Origin of the sequence: Selenomonas sp. ND2010 (assembly GCF_000702005.1) — a bacterium.
Lineage (GTDB): Bacteria > Bacillota > Negativicutes > Selenomonadales > Selenomonadaceae > Selenomonas_A.
This window is the reverse complement of the sequence record NZ_JNKI01000028.1, coordinates 1-18,148: the sequence shown is the minus strand read 5'-3', so window position 1 is coordinate 18,148 and position 18,148 is coordinate 1. Positions and strand designations below refer to the sequence as shown.

Annotated in this window: 13 protein-coding genes; 11 read left to right on the top strand and 2 right to left on the bottom strand. The window is 48.5% G+C overall.

Annotation, left to right across the window (positions count from 1 at the left end; translation table 11 throughout):
- The first annotated feature begins 13 nt into the window (after nt 1–13).
- Nucleotides 14–1,717, top strand: coding sequence for a GGDEF domain-containing protein (locus tag T504_RS0110050; RefSeq protein ID WP_033170952.1), 1,704 nt, complete (start codon nt 14–16; stop codon nt 1,715–1,717).
- A gap of 52 nt (nt 1,718–1,769) precedes the next feature.
- Here T504_RS0110050 and T504_RS0110045 read toward each other — a convergent pair whose 3' ends face one another.
- Nucleotides 1,770–2,531: a DeoR/GlpR family DNA-binding transcription regulator gene (locus T504_RS0110045; protein ID WP_033170951.1), complete on the bottom strand. Its 762-nt coding sequence runs from the start codon at nt 2,529–2,531 to the stop codon at nt 1,770–1,772.
- 277 nt (nt 2,532–2,808) lie between these two features.
- Here T504_RS0110045 and T504_RS0110040 point away from each other — a divergent pair, with 277 nt between their 5' ends.
- Both T504_RS0110040 and iolE read left to right on the top strand, forming a co-directional pair.
- Nucleotides 2,809–3,966 (top strand): iron-containing alcohol dehydrogenase, encoded by a 1,158-nt coding sequence (locus T504_RS0110040; protein WP_033170950.1) that lies wholly within the window; start codon nt 2,809–2,811, stop codon nt 3,964–3,966.
- A gap of 51 nt (nt 3,967–4,017) precedes the next feature.
- Nucleotides 4,018–4,986, top strand: a complete 969-nt coding sequence (gene iolE, locus T504_RS0110035; protein WP_197018705.1) for a myo-inosose-2 dehydratase — start codon at nt 4,018–4,020, stop codon at nt 4,984–4,986.
- A gap of 93 nt (nt 4,987–5,079) precedes the next feature.
- Here the strand turns inward: iolE and T504_RS0110030 are convergent, their stop codons facing one another.
- Nucleotides 5,080–6,339, bottom strand: a complete 1,260-nt coding sequence (locus T504_RS0110030) for a diaminopimelate decarboxylase family protein (protein WP_033170949.1) — start codon at nt 6,337–6,339, stop codon at nt 5,080–5,082.
- Nucleotides 6,340–6,646: 307 nt separating this feature from the next.
- Here T504_RS0110030 and T504_RS0110025 point away from each other — a divergent pair, with 307 nt between their 5' ends.
- The 8 genes from T504_RS0110025 to rpoN all read left to right on the top strand — a co-directional run bounded on the left by T504_RS0110025 (nt 6,647) and on the right by rpoN (nt 17,938).
- Nucleotides 6,647–7,546 (top strand): DUF5780 domain-containing protein, encoded by a 900-nt coding sequence (locus tag T504_RS0110025; protein ID WP_156033520.1) that lies wholly within the window; start codon nt 6,647–6,649, stop codon nt 7,544–7,546.
- A gap of 156 nt (nt 7,547–7,702) precedes the next feature.
- Complete coding sequence (locus T504_RS0110020; protein ID WP_033170947.1) at nt 7,703–8,083, top strand: YkvA family protein; 381 nt, start codon at nt 7,703–7,705, stop codon at nt 8,081–8,083.
- 25 nt (nt 8,084–8,108) lie between these two features.
- Nucleotides 8,109–10,637 carry a DNA topoisomerase III gene (locus T504_RS0110015; protein ID WP_033170946.1) on the top strand — a complete coding sequence of 843 codons (2,529 nt, stop codon included), beginning with the start codon at nt 8,109–8,111 and terminating at the stop codon, nt 10,635–10,637.
- 16 nt (nt 10,638–10,653) lie between these two features.
- Complete coding sequence (locus T504_RS0110010; protein ID WP_051635323.1) at nt 10,654–11,862, top strand: DEAD/DEAH box helicase; 1,209 nt, start codon at nt 10,654–10,656, stop codon at nt 11,860–11,862.
- An 18-nt stretch (nt 11,863–11,880) separates the two neighbouring features.
- Nucleotides 11,881–13,209 carry a hemolysin family protein gene (locus tag T504_RS0110005; protein WP_033170945.1) on the top strand — a complete coding sequence of 443 codons (1,329 nt, stop codon included), beginning with the start codon at nt 11,881–11,883 and terminating at the stop codon, nt 13,207–13,209.
- An 88-nt stretch (nt 13,210–13,297) separates the two neighbouring features.
- Nucleotides 13,298–15,205: an ABC-F family ATP-binding cassette domain-containing protein gene (locus T504_RS0110000; RefSeq protein WP_033170944.1), complete on the top strand. Its 1,908-nt coding sequence runs from the start codon at nt 13,298–13,300 to the stop codon at nt 15,203–15,205.
- A gap of 34 nt (nt 15,206–15,239) precedes the next feature.
- The gene (locus tag T504_RS0109995; RefSeq protein WP_033170943.1) at nt 15,240–16,529 is read left to right on the top strand and encodes a hexokinase family protein; all 1,290 of its coding nucleotides are present in this window, start codon (nt 15,240–15,242) and stop codon (nt 16,527–16,529) included.
- 47 nt (nt 16,530–16,576) lie between these two features.
- Entirely contained in the window at nt 16,577–17,938 is a 1,362-nt protein-coding gene (rpoN, locus tag T504_RS0109990) for an RNA polymerase factor sigma-54 (RefSeq protein ID WP_033170942.1), read from the top strand.
- Nucleotides 17,939–18,148 lie beyond the last annotated feature (210 nt).

Sequence of the window (18,148 nt, the reverse complement as noted above, 5' to 3'; positions counted from 1 at the left end):
TGAAGTGAATGCTATGATGAACAGGAATTTTATCCGCGGGGTGCTCACAGAACAAGTAAAAAAGAACGGCCTGTTGCTGGTATTGTTGCTGCTTATTGGCTGGGGGACGCCGGTTCAGGCGGCAGTACAGACGGAAAGCTGGTTCTATCAGGAAAGCAGTGGGGATGCGACAGCTCCGGCAAACGATGATTGGCAGCCGCTTAAATCCCTGGGGCAGCCCGGAATCGGCAAGGAAAAGCAGATCGTTTGGCTAACGACGCGGTTTTCCGATGCTTGCCCTGACCAGAATATCCTGCTGTTCATGACGAATAATCAAGCGGTGAGACTTTGGTTTGATGGCAGGTTGTTTTATGAAAAAGGGACGTTTTCGGCAAATGGCTTTGACGAGGGAGCAGTCCTGCATACGGTCCGTCTGCCTGATTTCCAGGGAACGGGACAGCTTTTGATAGAGCTCTATGGGAATTCTTATCGTAATCATGGATTGCTGAAGATGTTTTATTTGGATTCTGAGATTGAGCAGGTGAAACGTCTTTACTATTTTGACATTCCGGTTGTACTGGCGCTGCCTGTGTCGTTGATCATCATTGTCATCATGTTGATCAATCAGTATTTTTATCCTCGTGGATTATCGCGGCTCTATGGCTTTATTGTCTTTTTCATGGTCGTTTTTTCCTTGTGGCTTTTCAGTGCTTCCTATCTGAAAATCCTGCTGTGGGATAATTCGGTATTCTGGTGGTATTCGCTGCATATCCTGGCATATTTACTGCCGCTTTCGGCCAATCTTATCCTTTGGGAATTGCTACGGGATAAGCCCTATGCCCATATGGGGTGGGTTGTAACCGCAAATGGCATGTTGTTTGTCCTGGCATTGATTGGGGAGTTATCAGGTGGGCATGCGATGAATGAACTGATGGTGCTTTACTATCCCATGGTTGGGATAGGGGATACGATTGCCATGTTTTGGTTAAGCCGGGCAGCCAGACGAGGGGACAGGCTTTGCCGGGCTGTTTTCGTTCCGACGTTTGCGTTTACGGTGTTTGGTGTGTTTGACGGCCTGAGCGGTCATTTCCATTTATTTCCTTGGATAACCTTTGTGACGCCGCTGGCGGTGTATGGATTCATGGTTTTCGTGATTGAAATCATACGGGAGCAGCTTCGTCAGGGAGAGAAGATGGCCGTGCGGAATGTCGGACTGGAACAACAGGCGAAATTAGCTATGCTGAGGTCGGATACAGACCGATTGACAGGCTGTTTCAACCGCAACAAGTTGAACATCCTGCTGGCAAATGGTATTGCCAGAACGCAGCTCGCGGGCAGCGGCCTGGCGCTTTTGATGTTGGATATCGATTATTTCAAGCAAGTGAATGATACGTATGGCCATGAGGTGGGCGATGAAGTCCTGATCGGTTTTTCCAAGGTCATCCGGGAGCAGCTGGATAATCACAAGTCCTGTGTCCGCTGGGGCGGCGAGGAATTCATGATTGTTGCCGATGAAGGCAGGAGCGACAAGGTGCTGGAATTGGCGGAAACCATTCGCCAGAAAGTAGAGCAGGCGGAGTTTTCCGGACATCGGATCACATGCAGCATTGGCGTGGCAATCTGGCAGGGGGCAAAGGATACGCCAGACGCTTTCTTCAAGCGCGTCGATAAGGCACTGTATCAAGCCAAGACCAGTGGCCGCAACCGCGTTTGTTTAGCTGCGGACGAAATAAATTAATTAAGGCATTCATGCAAAAGGCTGTTGCACGCTAGCGTGCAACAGCCTTTGTTTACGGTAGGATCAGTTTGATGTTATGTTTCTCGAAGTAGTTCAAATATTCTTCGTCAGGTTCTTTTTCCGTGATGATTGCATTGAGGTCTGCGAGTTGACAGTAAGTCATGAGGGAGGCTTTGTCGAATTTGCTGCTGTCTACGAGCAGGAAGGTTTCGGCATTTTTTTGTGCCAGACTACGTTTGATTTCACATTCAAGCGGTGAGGCGTTGGTGGCGCCGTGGGCGATGGAGATGCCTGTGCTGGCTAAAAAAATCTTTGACAGATTGTAGTTTTGCAGGGCTGCGAGGACACTGGGACCGACAAAAGCATTGGAGGGCATGTAGAGGGCGCCGCCCGTAGCGATGATGTTGAGTCCTGGATAGCTGCCTGCCGCGTTGATGACATGGACGCTGGCAGTGACAATGGTAAGATATCTCCGTTTGGTTAAATAGGGAATCATGTGCATGGTAGTGGTGCCGGAGTCGATATAGATGACATCACCATCCTGTACTTGAGCGGCAGCGGTTTGTGCTACCAGTTTTTTGGCATCTACATTTCGTCCTTCGCGGTAGGCGAATGGTTCTGGCGCGCCGGTTCCTTCATCGGCTAGTACGATGCCGCCATAAACTTTTTTGACGATACCGTTGGCTTCGAGTTCTGCGACATCCCGGCGGATCGTGTTTTTGGATACTCCGAAGCTGTCGCAGAGATCGTTGAGTGAGACGCTGTGGTTGCGCTTCAAAAGTTCATGGATTTGTTGTATGCGGTCTATTTTCATGATAGCCACCTCTTGCAGTTATGTTAATATGTTTGTGAAGTTTTGGGCATATTTTATGGATATATTATACTTCTAATCGAATTATATATCAAGGGGAGATTAAAAAATATCCTGTTTTGACGCTGTTCTATAATAAATAGACTAAATAACGATGAAAAATGATAATTTTCGCTGAAATAATATTGACAAAGTGATTATGACGGTGTAAATTATAACCATAAAGTTACCAAGAAATTACCAAATGTTTACAAATAGTAAATGAAGGAGATGCGTTGCCATGGGTTACACGTTTATGGTTCCTGCTAAGATTATTTCTGGTGAAAATGTCATTGCTGAATTGGGAAAACACATTGAAGGGAAGGGGAAGAAAGCCCTGATTGTAACGGACCAATTTATGGTAAAGTTTGGCAATGTGGCCAAAGTAGAAGCGGCATTGAAACATGCGGGATTTTCCTATGTGATTTTCGATGGTGCCAATAGCGAACCTACGGATAAAATTGTGGAGGCCGGCCTTTTGGTTTACAATCAGCAGGGATGTGATTTTATCATTGCGCTGGGTGGTGGCAGTCCGATGGATACGGCAAAAGCCATCGGTTTTATGTCCACGGTTCCTGCCGGGACAAAAATCAATGCATTCATGCATCGAAATATCGATATGAAGGTTCCTTACCTCGTGGCAATTCCGACGACGGCCGGTACGGGAAGTGAAGTGACGAAGAATACCATTATTTCCGATACCGAGAATAACGTAAAAATGCTGCTGGGGGGGCCATCCATTATTCCTGCACTGGCGGTTGTCGATCCCACGTTTACGATGACAGCTCCGCCAAAGGTTACGGCGGCAACGGGAATTGATGCGCTGTGTCATGCCATTGAGGCGTACACTTCCCGTAAGGCTCAACCGTTGACAGATACGTTTGCCCTTTCGGCTATTGCTAAGATTTACCAAAACCTTCCACTATGTTATGCGGATGGTAAAAATGTAAAAGCTCGTCTCGCTATGAGCTTAGCTGCACTGGAAGCAGGGATTGCGTTCAATAATGCTTCTGTGACGATTGTTCACGGGATGAGCCGTCCGATTGGTGCGCTTTTCCATATTGCTCATGGGGTATCCAATGCTATTTTATTACCGGCTTGTATGGAGTTTGCCATTGAGGAAAATACAGAGCGCTTTGCCGATATTGCCCGGATTATGGGAGTGGCGGAGGAGGATACGCCTGCTAAGGAAGCTGCTAAAGCTTTTGTTAAAGAAGTTACCCGTTTCTGTCAAGCGGTTGGTATTCCCACACTTGCTGAGCTCGGGGTAAAGAAGGAGGACTTCTTTGCCAAACTCGACAAGATGGCAGCGGATGCTTTGGAGAGTGGCAGTCCCCAGAATACGATGAGGGTTCCCCGTAAAGATGAGATCGTTGAAATCTACAAGAAATTATTCTAATAGCAAGCAGGGGGGCTGAACGCGGCTTCCCGTTGAGAGGAGGCAGGGATTATGCCACTGGTAAATATGAAGGAATTACTTGCCCAATCGGATGACGGCTTTGCGATAGGAGCCTTTAATGTTTCCGATATGGAAATGACGATGGGAGCCATTAAGGCTGCAGAAGAGCTAAACGCACCGCTTATTTTGCAGATTGCCGAGGGGCGGTTGCGTTATTCGCCATTAGAACTTTTAGGGCCTGTGATGATAGCTGCTGCTAGAAAATGCACCATGCCTACAGCGGTTCATTTGGATCACGGGCGTACCTTGGAAACAGTACGTCTGGCGCTAAGCATGGGATTCACTTCCGTTTTCCTGCTGACGCAGCTATACGAGCAGGTGGAAAAAGATTTTATTACCCATTGTTCCTTCTTGAAAACCATGGGAGCCAGATTCTGCAATGTAGCCGAGCAGGGCAATAGTGTTCAAGGAAAATTGGATGTGCCTGTCTTTGAAGGCAAACCGGAAAATACGGCAGAGCAGTGGAAACTTCTGACGGAAGGTCTGGATAAGCTGGGAAAAGTAGCCAAGGATATGGGGATGACGATGACCTATCATCATCATATGGGGACAGGTGTTCAGACTGAGGCCGAAATTGACCGATTGATGGAAAACACCAATCCGGATTATGTTTGGCTGCTCTATGATACCGGACACTTAGTCTGCTCGGGTGAGGACTATTTGGGAATCTTGAAGAAGTATATGTCCCGTATCCGCCATATTCATTTAAAAGATGTGCGACTGGATGTGCGCCAGCGGGTGATTGATGAGAAGATGAGCTTCCTGGATGGTGTACGGGCAGGGATGTTTACGGTTCCCGGGGATGGGGATGTGGATTTTGCGCCGATTTTCGATTATGTGAATAAGAGTGATTTTGATGGCTGGTACATAGTTGAAGCGGAGCAAGACCCTGCTAAAGCCAATCCGTTGGAATATGCCCAGAAAGCCCGCAAATATATCCGCGAGAAGGCTGGACTGTAATATTATTTTGCATGTGTGGAAACACCCCCTATAGCAAAACAGCCCCAAGGCTATGCCTTGGGGCTGTTTTGCTGCGATGCGATTGAGGGCTGCTTATTTTACCAGGGAACCCGGGTATCTGAGGGTGGCAAAATAGTCGTCGATGGTTTGAGCGCGCCGGATTAGTTCGATGCTGCCGTCTTCCCGGAGCAGCAGCTCAGCACACCAGAGTTTGCCGTTGTAATTGAAGCCCATGGCACTGCCGTGAGCGCCTGTATCGTGGATGATGATCAAATCGCCGATGTCGATTTTCGGAAGCTTCCGGTCGATGGCGAATTTGTCGTTGTTTTCACAGAGGGAACCGGTGATGTCGTAGAGGTGATCGCAGGGTTCGTTTTCTTTGCCGGAAATTGTGATGTGATGGTAGGCACCGTAGAGAGCTGGGCGCATGAGGTTGGCCATGCAGGAGTCGAGACCGATGTAGTCCTTGTAGGTCTTTTTTTCATGAAGAACGGTGGAGACAAGCCAGCCGGCAGGACCGGTCATAGCGCGGCCGCTTTCCGTCATGATGCCGGTTTTGGTGAGGCCGGCGGGAACCATCATCTCGTTGTAAAGCTTATGGATGCCTTCGCCGATTTCCATGAGATTCAGTGGTTCCTGATCCGGCAGATAGGGGATGCCGAAGCCACCGCCCAGATTGACAAATTCCACTTCGATGTCCAATTTTTCTTTGAGTTCGACGGCCAGGGAAAACATCAATTTGGCAGTGAACAAGAAGGCTTCGGTGCGGCGCTCATTGGAAGCCACCATGGTATGAAGTCCAAAGCGCTTTATGCCTTTTTCTTTGGCGATTTTATAGGCTTCGAAGAGCTGTTCGCGGGTCAGGCCGTATTTGGCTTCCGTCGGTTTGCCGATGATGTCGTTGCCTTCGATAAGGTCGCCTGGATTGTAGCGGAAGCAGATGATGTTTGGCAGGCCGGCGTTTTTTTCCAGATATTCAATATGGGAAATATCATCGAGGTTGATAATGGCACCGAGTTCGATGGCCTTTTGGAATTCATCTGCTGGGGTATCGTTTGAGGTCAGGAGGATTTCTTCGCCTTTGACGCCGGCAATATCGGAGAGCAGCAGTTCAGCTAAGCTGCTGCAGTCGGTGCCAGCGCCTTCCTCATGCAGGAGCTGTACAATGCGTGGATTGGGCAGTGCTTTGACCGCAAACTGCTCGCGGAAGGAGGGGGCCCAGGCAAAGGCTTTTTGCAACGCACGGATATTTTCACGGATGGCGTGTTCGTCATAAATGTGGAATGGCGTTGGATATTTTTTGACAATTTTTTGGAGTTGTTCTTTATTCAATGGGAAAGATTTTTTTGCCATAGCGGTATTCCTCCTGCCGTTTATAGAGAATAATTATTAACTGTAAAATTGTAAATAAATTATAACAAGACAGCATAATAAAGTCAATATTTATAAAAAAATTGTATACTCATTAAGCTGCCGACTTGATTATCAGTAGATTTTCATTTCGATGTAATTGTTCTGTAACACACAGCTACTACAATAAAAATGTTTTGCTGCGGTAAAGCGTAACGATAGGGAGGAATGATATAGTATGAGAAAGAAAAGAAGTATAGTTTTATTGGCCATGTTGTGCTTGTGTGTTATATTATCGGGATGTGCCGGTGTGGTGACGTTGGAGGGGATGGGAACAACTTCCCTGGAAGATACCACCTTGACCGGGCAGTACTCGACGATGCAGCTTAAGTTCCCTAAGGTAAAGGAAAACGACCGTGCGGATATCTTGGGGGCTCATAATATGGAAACCAAATCCTGGTCAGGCAAGGCTGGAGATACAAAAATAATGGTAGAAGTTGGCTGGTATGACCCGGCGAAGAATTATTGGATCAATCTAGACAGCGAAGTAGAAGATGCGGTGAGAGGATTCAAAGCCTTGCATTTTAATGTGGAAAATGTGACCAATGAACAGACAACGCTGGATGGTCGGGCTGCCAGAAAGATTGATTTTGACTATAGTGAGAGTTCGGAAAAATATCATTGTACGCTTTACATTGCCGTGGTGGATAACAAGGAACTTTGGGCGATTGCTTTCAGTACGAAGCAGGGGAAGGAAATGCCTCAGGAAGTATTGGACAGCCTTAAATTAGCTGCTATTCCCAAGGACGCCAGCCTTCAGCAGAAAATAGCGGAAAATACGCCGCAGGTTGCCATTGAGGGGCTCAACTTTGAGGAAGATGATTTACATTTTAAGTATCTTTGCCTGAAATTGAAGAATACCGACCCGCAGCGGACTATTGCCAATTACCGGGTAAATATCTATAAGTACGATAGAAACGGTCAGCTCGTACCGGAGCATAGGGAATATTCCAGCGAGGCCAGTGAGTTGTGTGAATACCATGATAAGATTCTGCCGGGGCAGTATACCGATGAGCGGAAAGGCTGGCGGGTTCATCCTAAGGCGGATATTGGCAAATATGAGGTAGAACTTGAGTCGATTACATATACGGATGGTTCTGAATGGAAGGCTGTGGATGGCCAGCAAATCCGGACGTCGGTATCCATATAAAATTCGTGGGCGAGACGCCGTGGGGCAGTCTGTTTATCAGACTGCTTCACGGCGTTTTTGCCCGCGGCCCCATTGGTTCTTTTCATCAGCAGGCATAAATGATACAATGGGGCTAGATTATATAGAAAAGAAATAACCGCTGTGAGGAGGATGAAGATGCGCCGATTCCTGAGTTTTTTGAAATTATTCCGTTATGATCTGATTGTACTGCTGACTGCGCTGCGTCATCGGGATACGCCGCGGCGTATTAAGGGGCTGTTGGCCCTGGCGGTTGTTTATTTGGTGAGTCCTGTCGATATCATTCCCGATGCGGTGCCTATGGCGGGAATATTAGATGATATGGTTATCGTTCCCACGGCGATATGCGGCCTTACGAATATGCTGCCCTCCCATGTGCGCCGGGAGGCAGAGATGAAGGCGGAGCGGATTGCCCGCTATATGCCGCTTTTCATGATTGGCGCGTCGCTATTTATTTTGTTGTGGGTGGGCTTGTTCGTGTATGGAGCCTACCGCTTGTTTGTTTATATCGCGGGATAATGGCTTAGAAGAGGAGACTGTTACATTGCGTTTATATATTGCCGAGAAACCGAGTGTCGGACGTGAACTGGCAAAGTGCCTGGCTGGTCCGGTGATTCGTCATGATGGCTATCTGGAGACTGGGGAGGGGATTGTGACTTGGCTGTTTGGCCATATCCTTCGTCAGGCAGAACCGGATGAATACGATCCGCGCTTTAAACGCTGGCGCGCTGAAGATTTGCCGATAATCCCGGAGAAGTGGAAATTATTCGTGGCAAACGATTGCGAAAAGCAGTTTGCCATTGTCAAATCGCTGATAGAAAAGGCAGATGAAATCGTTCATGGCGGTGACCCGGACCGTGAGGGACAGCTGCTCGTGGACGAGGTGCTCGACTATATTGGCACCACTAAGCCGGTAAAACGGATTCTTTTGAATGCCCTCGATGAGAAAAGTATCAAAAAGGCCAATAGCAGTCTGCGGGAAAATAAGGATTTCGTCAATCTGAAAAAATCGGCGCTGGCGAGAGCAAGAGCCGATTGGTTGATTGGTATGAATCTTTCCCGAGCCTATACCTTGGCTGCTCGGCGGGCCGGCCATGATAAGTTGGTGCTTCCCATTGGGCGGGTTAAGACGCCGACGCTTTCGCTGGTGGTGCGCCGTGAACGCGAGATTGAGAATTTCAAGCCGGTGGATTATTATACCATCAAGGGAACGTTTATCCATGAGAATGGGAGTTTTCAGGCGCAGTGGAAACCTCAGGATACGATGGCTGGCCTGGACAGTGAAAATCGGCTGGTCGATAAACAGATCGCTGAGGAAAAATTGGCAGCTTTTGCGCAGGAACCACTCGATGGGGTAATATCGGCCTATCAGAAAACCAAGAAACAGGAATCGCAGCCATTGCCCTTTTCCTTGTCGACCTTGCAGGTGCTGGCTGGTAAGATGTATGGCTATGCACCGCAATTGGTATTGGACACGGCGCAGAAGCTTTACGAGAAAAAGCTTACGACCTATCCGCGTTCGGATTGTGAGTATCTGCCGACCAATCAATTTGGTGATGCAGGGACCATTCTTCGCAATTTGGCGGAAGCTGGCGATGCCGAGGTAGCGGAATGGGCACCCAAGGCCAATGTTAAGACGAAGAGCCGCGCTTGGAATGACAAAAAGATTTCGGCTCATCATGCGATCATACCGACGACGGTAAAGGCCAATGTCATGACGATGACAGAAGAAGAGCGAAATCTTTACCATCTGATTGCCCGAGGCTATATTGCACAGTTCTATCCCGTTCACGTATATGATCAGACGAAGGTGGAAGTTACCTATAAAGAGGAACTGTTTACGGCAAGCGGCCGCACGGAACGCGATTTGGGCTGGAAAATCATGTATCAGTCCAAAAGGAAAAAGACCGAAGAGGAGGAGGACAACAAAGAAGAGGAAGAGGAGAGCAAGACGCTGCCGACAATGAAAAAGAAGGATGGCGTGAAGTGGTCGGCGGGAGATATTACCCAACGGGCAACGAAACCGCCCGTGCGGTTTACCCCATCTACCCTGTTGGCTGGTATGAAGGAAATCCATAAATACGTTAAGAATCCAGAAGCCAAAAAACAATTAAAGGATGTTTATGGCATCGGTACCGAGGCTACCCGTGCGACGATCATCGATGATCTTATCAAGCGGAAGTTCATGACGGCGAAGGGAAAGAAAAAATATCTAAGTCCGACCCCGGCGGCTTATTTGTTAGTGGATGCACTGCCAGATGAGATGACCTACCCGGATTCTACAGCAATTTGGGAGGATAAGCTCCATTCCATGTCGGAAGGCGATGGTTCATTGGAGGAGTTCCTAAAGGGACAGATTGAATTTACGACACGGCTCTGTGCGAAGGCGGGAGCTGTGAAGATGGAAGTTACGGGAGAAAATGTCTGTCCGGCGTGCCATCAGGGCGTCCTTTTGCAGCGCAAGGGAAAAAATGGTATTTTTTGGGGGTGTTCCAACTACCCGAAATGTCGGTTGACCTGTAATGACAAAGAGGGCAAGCCCGATATGGAAGATGCTAAGATGCGGCTTAATCGCAGCTCGCAGCGGATGGCACCAACGACAATTTCGGCGTCGGCACTTGCACGCCAGGCGCGGGCGACAGGAAATTATCCAGCGGGGGCGCGTTCAAATGGAATGTATGCGTCGCAGTCCGGGAGGTCGTACGCAGCACAGGAATACCGTGCACCATCCAGTCAGGATATGGATGAGCTCAACAGCTTGTTTTCGCCGGCTGATTATGAAGCGCAGCTGGCTGCGGATATGCAAAGTTACCAAGCTGCTACCCCCAGGAGAAGTGGGTGGCAGGATTGGAAGAATAAACCGAAATATTCGGCAAGTCCTATGGAACATATGAAAGAGAATGAAGGAGCGGGACAAAAACAGGCGGATAAGGAAAAATACCTCTGCCCGCGCTGTCGGGAGGGCCATCTTAGGCGGATTCGCGGCAAGAACGGAGCTTTTTGGGGGTGCAGCAACTATCCGCGCTGTACGGCAACTTTTGATGACAGCCATGATAAACCGCTGCTGACGTAATAAATGAGGAGAGAACATGACAACTTTTGCGGATTTAGGAATAACGAAGGCGCTTTGTGAAGCGTTGGCAAAACAGGGGATAAATAAACCGACAGCGATACAGGAAAAGACGATGGGCAAAGTGTTAGCCGGTCAAAATCTTGTCGGGCAGGCTCCTACGGGAACGGGAAAGACTTTGGCCTATCTGCTGCCGGCAATGCAACAGATCGATCCGGCGATACGTCAGGTACAGGTGCTGATTTTAGCCCCGACTTACGAGTTGGCCATGCAAATTGCTAATGTAGCCCGGGAGTTTAACCAGCAGGCAGGACTTGGCCTCAAGGTGCAGGGGATTATTGGCGGGGCAAACATCGCCCGCCAGATGGATAAGCTCAAGGAAAAACCTCAGCTCATTGTAGGCTCAGCTGGTCGTATTATCGAATTATCCCGTAAGGGGAAGCTCAAACTTCACCAGGTAAAACTTTTGGTGCTCGATGAGTTTGACCGCTTACTCGATGACCAGAATCTTGGCAACACGGTGGATGCCGTTAAACTTTTACCCGAGGATCGTCAGGTTATTTTGTTTTCGGCGACTGCTCCGAAAAAGGCTATGGAACGGGCTGATTTCCTGGAAAGTCCGGAGCATGTTATCGTTAAGGAAGATGCGGCGGTTATGGAGGCAAGGGAAAATTACTATCTCATGACTCCGTTTCGTGATAAAATAGAAAATGTCCGCAAATTGACGCGGAATCTTGGGGTTAAACGCGGATTGGTATTCATCAATCGCGTATTTGATGCAGAAAAGACGCTGGCTCATTTGCAGTATGATGGCATTCGGGCAGCCTCGTTGTTGGGGCATCAGAACAAACAAGCCCGTCAGAAGGCGATTGCGGATCTCAAAAAGGGAAAAATCCAATTGTTGCTTTCTACGGATTTGGCAGCTCGTGGTTTGGATATCGAAGGCGTTGATTATGTGTTCAACCTGGATTTGCCGGAGAATGCACAGGTTTATCAGCATCGTGCTGGGCGTACTGCTCGCGCTGGTGCAAAGGGAACCGTCATAACGCTGGCAGATATCAAAGAGGCCTATAAATTGGAGCAGCTGGAAAAACGGTTGGGAATTACGTTTAAGCCCATCAAGAAGGCTAAGGGAGAAACAAAACCCCGTGCCGAGAAGAAAAAGAAGAATCGTCCTTATAAGGCGTATGATAAAAAGGCCACGCATAAGAAGCCTGGTGCGAACTAATCAGGAGGGAACGATACCTTGGATATTGTGCCGATACTATTACAATTAGTACTGGTTGCTTTTCTCATCTTTATGAACGGATTTTTTGTGGCAGCGGAATTTGCCTGCGTAAAAATCCGTCCGTCTAGACTTGAGACGCTGATTCAGGAGGGAAGCAAGCGGGCAGTTTATGCCAAGCGCTTGACGGACCATCTGGACGCGTCCCTTTCGGTTACTCAGCTGGGAATTACGCTGGCATCGCTGGGATTAGGCTGGGTCGGTGAGCCGGCTGTAGCCACGATAATCCTGCCGGTTACAGGATTTTTGGGGATGGATGAGAGCATTGGGCATACGATTTCCCTAGTGCTGGCATTTTCTATTATCACGGCCGGGCATATCATCATGGGAGAGCTCACGCCAAAGACAATGGCCATACAGAGCGTCGAGAAAATCATGCTGTCCGTAGCCCTTCCTATGTTGATTTTTCATAAAATCATGTATCCGTTTGTTTGGCTGCTGAATCACGTGGCCAATTGGGTGACGAAACAGATGGGATTTGAAGCCGCCTCTGAAGGTGAAAATGCTCATACCGAAGAAGAAATACGACTGTTGATGGAAGAAAGCCATCGGCAGGGCCTTATCGATGATACAGAAGCTGATTTTGTAGATAATGTCTTTGATTTCACGGAACTCAATGTGCGCGAAATTATGACGCCGCGTACGGATATGGTGGTGCTTTACCTCGAGGATAGTTTTGAGGATAATTTGGATATCATCATGGAAGAACAGCTTACCCGGTATCCGATATGCCGGGAAGATAAGGATCATATCATTGGATTCCTCCATGTCAAAGATCTCATGCGCGTGATGGTAGAAGGACGCAAACCAAATCTTCGAAAGCTTTCGCGCAAGGCTTTGGTGGTGCCGGAAAGCATGGATGTCAATGTTTTGCTCAAAACGATGCAAAGCAGTCATTCGCAGCTGGCGATTGTGGTGGATGAATTCGGTGGTACGGCCGGTATGGTGACCATCGAGGATATCGTTGAGGAAATCGTAGGGGATATCCAGGATGAGTTTGATGAGGAGCGGCCTACTGCCGAGAGCCGTGGCGATCGCGTTTACTCGGTAGATGCCAAGATGCTGTTGGAAGAACTCGAAGATATTCTGGAAGTTAAGATTGAAGATGAGGATGTAGACAGCGTGGGCGGTTGGCTCTATGATCAGATCGGCGGGGAGCCGCAGGTAGGCCAGATGGCCGCTGCGGGCGGTAATCTGCTCTTTGTTGAGGAAGTAGATGGAGCCCGCATTACACGGGTATTGGTCAAACTTGCCAATGAACTGACCGAAGAACATGAAGAAATCGTATAGGTGTAACAAGTTACATTTCTTGTACTAGGTTTTTATCTTTTGATTGATTATAATAAAAGGGCATGTTGTAAGTTAGGATGTATATTGCATGATAATCACGATAGAAAATTTCACGAAGAGCTATGGGGAAAAGCAACTCTTTGAAGGGGTAAATTTCAGCATGGATGAGGGAGATAAGGTCGGTATTGTCGGCGTGAACGGTACGGGAAAATCGACCTTTCTCAAGGCTGTTGCTGGACTGACTCCTGTTGATGACGGTTCCTTGGTTACGATGCGTGGCCTGCGGGTGGAGTATCTGGCCCAGGATAAAGTCTTTGAACCGAAAAATACCGTCCTGATGGAAGTGTTTCGTGGAATGACGCCTTTAATGCAGGCCTTGCGCGGCTACGAGCTCGCATTGGCGCAATCCGCAAAGAATCCGGAGGACAAAGGGGTTCAACAGCAGATCATGCAGTATGCGGCCAAGATTGATGAGTTGGATGGCTGGCAATTGGAAAGTACGGCCAAAATGGTGCTCAATAAACTGGGCATCACGGATTATACGGCTGAGGCTGGGACTTTATCGGGAGGACAACAAAAGCGGCTGGCATTGGCGACGGCGCTGATTCAGCCTTGTGATTTGCTGCTCTTGGATGAGCCGACCAACCATTTGGACAGTGAGACGATTGCCTGGCTGGAGGAATACCTCAAGGGGCGCAAGGGTGCATTGCTGATGGTTACGCATGACCGTTATTTCCTTGACCATACTTCGACTAAAATCCTGGAGTTGGATAAAGGCAAGGCCTATACTTACAGCGGCAATTATTCCGATTTCCTCGAACAGAAGGCGGCCCGTATAGAGCGGGAACAAGCCAGTGAGCAGAAGCGCCAGAATTTCCTGCGCAATGAGTTAAAGTGGCTTCGCCGGGGAGCGCAGGCGCGCTCGACCAAGCAAAAGGCACGTATTGAACGCTATGAAGAAGTAAAAAATCAAACGGTTGATTTGGACCGGGAGACGGTGGAAATCGGGTTGGCTGGCAGCCGGCTGGGACGAACTGTTATTGAGCTTGACCACGTTCATTACGAAGTCGATGGACGCACCATTGTCAAGGATTTCTCCTACACGTTGCTTCGCAACGATCGGGTGGGAATCCTGGGACGCAATGGTACCGGTAAATCGACGCTTCTCAATATCCTTTCGGGGCGGCTTCAGCCTACAAGTGGTACGGTCACTATCGGACAGACGGTTAAGATTGGCTACTTTGCCCAGCGCAACGAGGAAATGGACGAGCGGCTGCGGGCGATTGAGTATATTCAGGAAGCGGCCCATTATATCACGCTGGCGGATGGCACGCGCGTGTCGGCATCCCAGTTGATGGAGCGGTTCATGTTCCCTGGGAATTTGCAGTGGACGCCGATTTCTCGTCTGTCCGGCGGTGAAAAGCGGCGTCTCTACCTCCTGCGGATTCTGATGGAAGAACCCAATGTCTTGCTGCTTGATGAGCCAACGAATGATTTGGATCTTGAGACTATGGCGGTGTTGGAGAATTTCATTGATGACTTCCGCGGTGCCATTGTTTTCGTATCGCACGACCGTTTCTTTGTTGATCGATTGGCGGAAAAAGTCTTTGTGTATGAAGAGGATGGCAATTTGACTCTGTATTCCGGGGGCTATTCCTACTATAAGGAAAAAGTTGCGGAACAGGAAATTTTGGCAGAAGAAAAAAAGGCAGAGAAAAAAAACAAAGCGGAAGAGAAGGTATCGTCCCGTGCTCCGCGTACGGAATCGAAACAGAAACTATCTTTTAAAGAGCAGAAAGAATATGCAGAAATTGAAAGCATAATTGCCAGCAAAGAAGGCGAGCTCAAGGTTGTACAGCTTCAAATGGAGCAGAATGCAGCCAATTATGGCAAGCTGAATGAACTCAGCAAAGAGGAAAGCCGCTTGCAGGCGGAACTGGAACACCTCATGGAACGCTGGGCATATTTGGAGGAAATTGCTGAAAATCAGCAATGACTAATAAATTTAAGAGGTAAAGGAGACAGTAATCATGGCATTCGACAAGAATCAGTTTGACGACATCATCCAGGAGTTTACGGTAAGTGGGGAGCAGCTGCATGAAATTGCAGCGGACTTCCGGTATGATCTGGTCAAGGGATTAGAAGACCCCAAGGAATCTTCGCTGCGCATGCTCAAGTCTTATGTAGGGCTTCCAACAGGAAAAGAGACTGGTGAGTATTTGGCACTGGATTTTGGTGGTACTAATGTACGTGTTTTGCGCATTCGTCTAGAAGGCGAGGGCAAGTTTGAAATCGTCAAAAAAGTGGCAAAGCCGTTGCGTGTAGAGGGCGTCTATGATTTTGTCGGTGCTGGTTCTACGGCCGAGCAGATGTTTGACTTCATTGCAGAACTCGTGGATGAGGCTGTGGAAGGCGATCATGAGACGAAATACCTGCTTGGTCACACGTTCTCGTTCCCCTCGGAGCAGACCAATCTTTACAATGCCAAGTTGATCATTTGGACAAAGGAATTCGCTACGGCAGGCGTTGAAGGAGAAGTGGTCAACGATCTCTTGAAGGAAGCACTGCATCGCCAGGGAATTGATAACGTTCAGCCGACGGCTGTCATCAACGATACGGTGGCTGTTTTACTGGCGGCAGCCTATAAGCAGCCAGGCGTTTATATCGGTTCGATTTATGCAACGGGACACAATACTTGCTATTTGGAGCCTTATGCGGATAGTGCCGAGGCCCCGATGATTTTGAACCTGGAATCCGGTGGCTTTATGAAGCTGATCCCGAATCGTTTCGATATCGCCTTTGATAAGGCTTCGGAGAAACCTGGCGAACAGCGTCTGGAAAAGATGGTTTCGGGGCGTTATATGGGCGAGCTTTTTGGCATGGCACTTTCGGAGCTGCTAAATGAGGCAGGCAAAGATTATGCGTTCACCAGCATCGATATGAGTAATATCATTGTGGATGAGAGCGCGGCTCGTGAAAAGGTGACAGAAATCGTAGCCAAGAAGACTGGCAAAACGCTGGATTCGGCTGACTGTAAGCTGGTTCAGGAACTAGCTTCAGCGCTGGTCGTTCGTTCAGCACGTCTGGTTACGGCATCGTATGTTGGTATCATCTGGCAGCTGGCTGGCAAGGATAAGCCGCAGAAACAGCATATTGCTATCGACGGTTCCGTTTATGAAAAAATGCCGCTGGCAAAAGAAAATATCATGCGGGCGCTTTCTGAGCTGCTCGGCGAGGATGCTGCCGAAATCGATACGGTCCTTGAAAACGGCGGTTCAGGCCTCGGTGCTGCTATCGCAGCGGCAATGTCCCAGAAGTAAGCTACGAAAACTTCGGGGCAGGATTTTTACCATCGAAGGAGTTCCCCATGCAAGCAGAACAATCACTGAATCTCAATCTTTCGCAGCATTTGGCGATGACCGTCAAATTGCAACAAGCTATCCGGATTTTGCAGCTTTCCGCGCAGGATCTTCGGTCGGAGATTGAAAAAGAATATTTGGAAAACCCTGCCTTGGAAATAGACTATGGGGATGCTGCGCCTGCAGAAGGGAATTTGCTTCAAGCAGAACATATGTCGCGATTGACCGACTACCTAGGAGAGGATAGCAGCTTTTCCGGGTATTATGGGGATGATGCGGAGTCGCCCTTGGAGGTGGCCGAGCCTGTATCCTTGACCTTAGAAGAAGAACTCCTCGATCAGGTAAAATTTGTCTTCACCCAGTCAAACGAACGGGCAATCGCTGTCTTTATCGTCGGTTCGTTAGATAATAACGGATATTTGACGCTTCCTTTGGCAGAAATAGCTCGGGCAATGGCGGCCGAAATAGCGGCTGTCGAAGCGGTGCTGTTACAGATTCAAGAATTTGAGCCTGCCGGTGTTGCCGCACGTGATTTGCCGGAATGCCTGCGGATACAGGCAAAGAGACAGGGAATTTATCAGGGATTAGTGGCGTCAATCATTGACCATTACCTGGATGAGGTAGCGGATTCACAAATCAAGAAAATCGCGGCGGCAGAGCAATGCCGTCCACAGGATGTACAGGCAGCAGTAGATATTGTTCGTCGGTTGGATCCCAAGCCAGGGGCCGCTTATGGCGGGGAGAAGGCAGCGTTTATCACACCGGATGTACTCGTGCAGGAGGTGGATGGTACTTATCGTATTACGCTTAACGATAATTACATCCCGCAGCTTCGAATCTCGGCGGCTTATCAACATGCTGAGTCCTTTGATGCCGAGACTAAGAAATACATTACCCAGCGCCTGAATGCGGCTGCGTGGCTGATTAACAGTATAGAACAGCGGCGTACGACTATACGCCAGGTGGTGGAGGAAATCCTGAAACGACAGCCGGATTTCTTAACCCAGGGAATAAAGAGACTGCACCCCATGACAATGAAGGATGTAGCCGATGCAATTGGCGTTCATGAATCCACGGTGAGCCGGGCGGTGGCGAATAAATATGCCCAGTTCCCACAGGGAGTTATGGCGTTGCGGAAATTCTTTACGGCAAACTTGGCGAAAAACAGCAGTGAGGAGGATTTTGCTGCTGCACAGGCTAAAGAAGTGATTGAAGATTTAATTAAGGGAGAGGACCCGCACAAGCCACTTAGCGACCAGAAACTCTGTGAGCTTTTGAAGGCACGCAAAATGGATATATCCCGGCGAACGGTTATGAAATACCGGGAACAGTTGGGGTATCCATCTTCGGTGAAACGAAAACGTTATTGAAAAATAAATATTGGTCTGATAGCAAAAATTCCTGCTGCCCACTTCAAGGCAGCAGGAATTTTTGCAAATTACAGTTTGCAGGTTACAAAAATCTCATTCGAAGCAGCTTTTCGCCGCCGCTAGGGGCAGTGCCAACACTACGCGGGGAGATGTTTTCCTAAACGAAATTTTTATCCTTAATTAAGCATCGAAAAAGTTGCAAAACGCGCT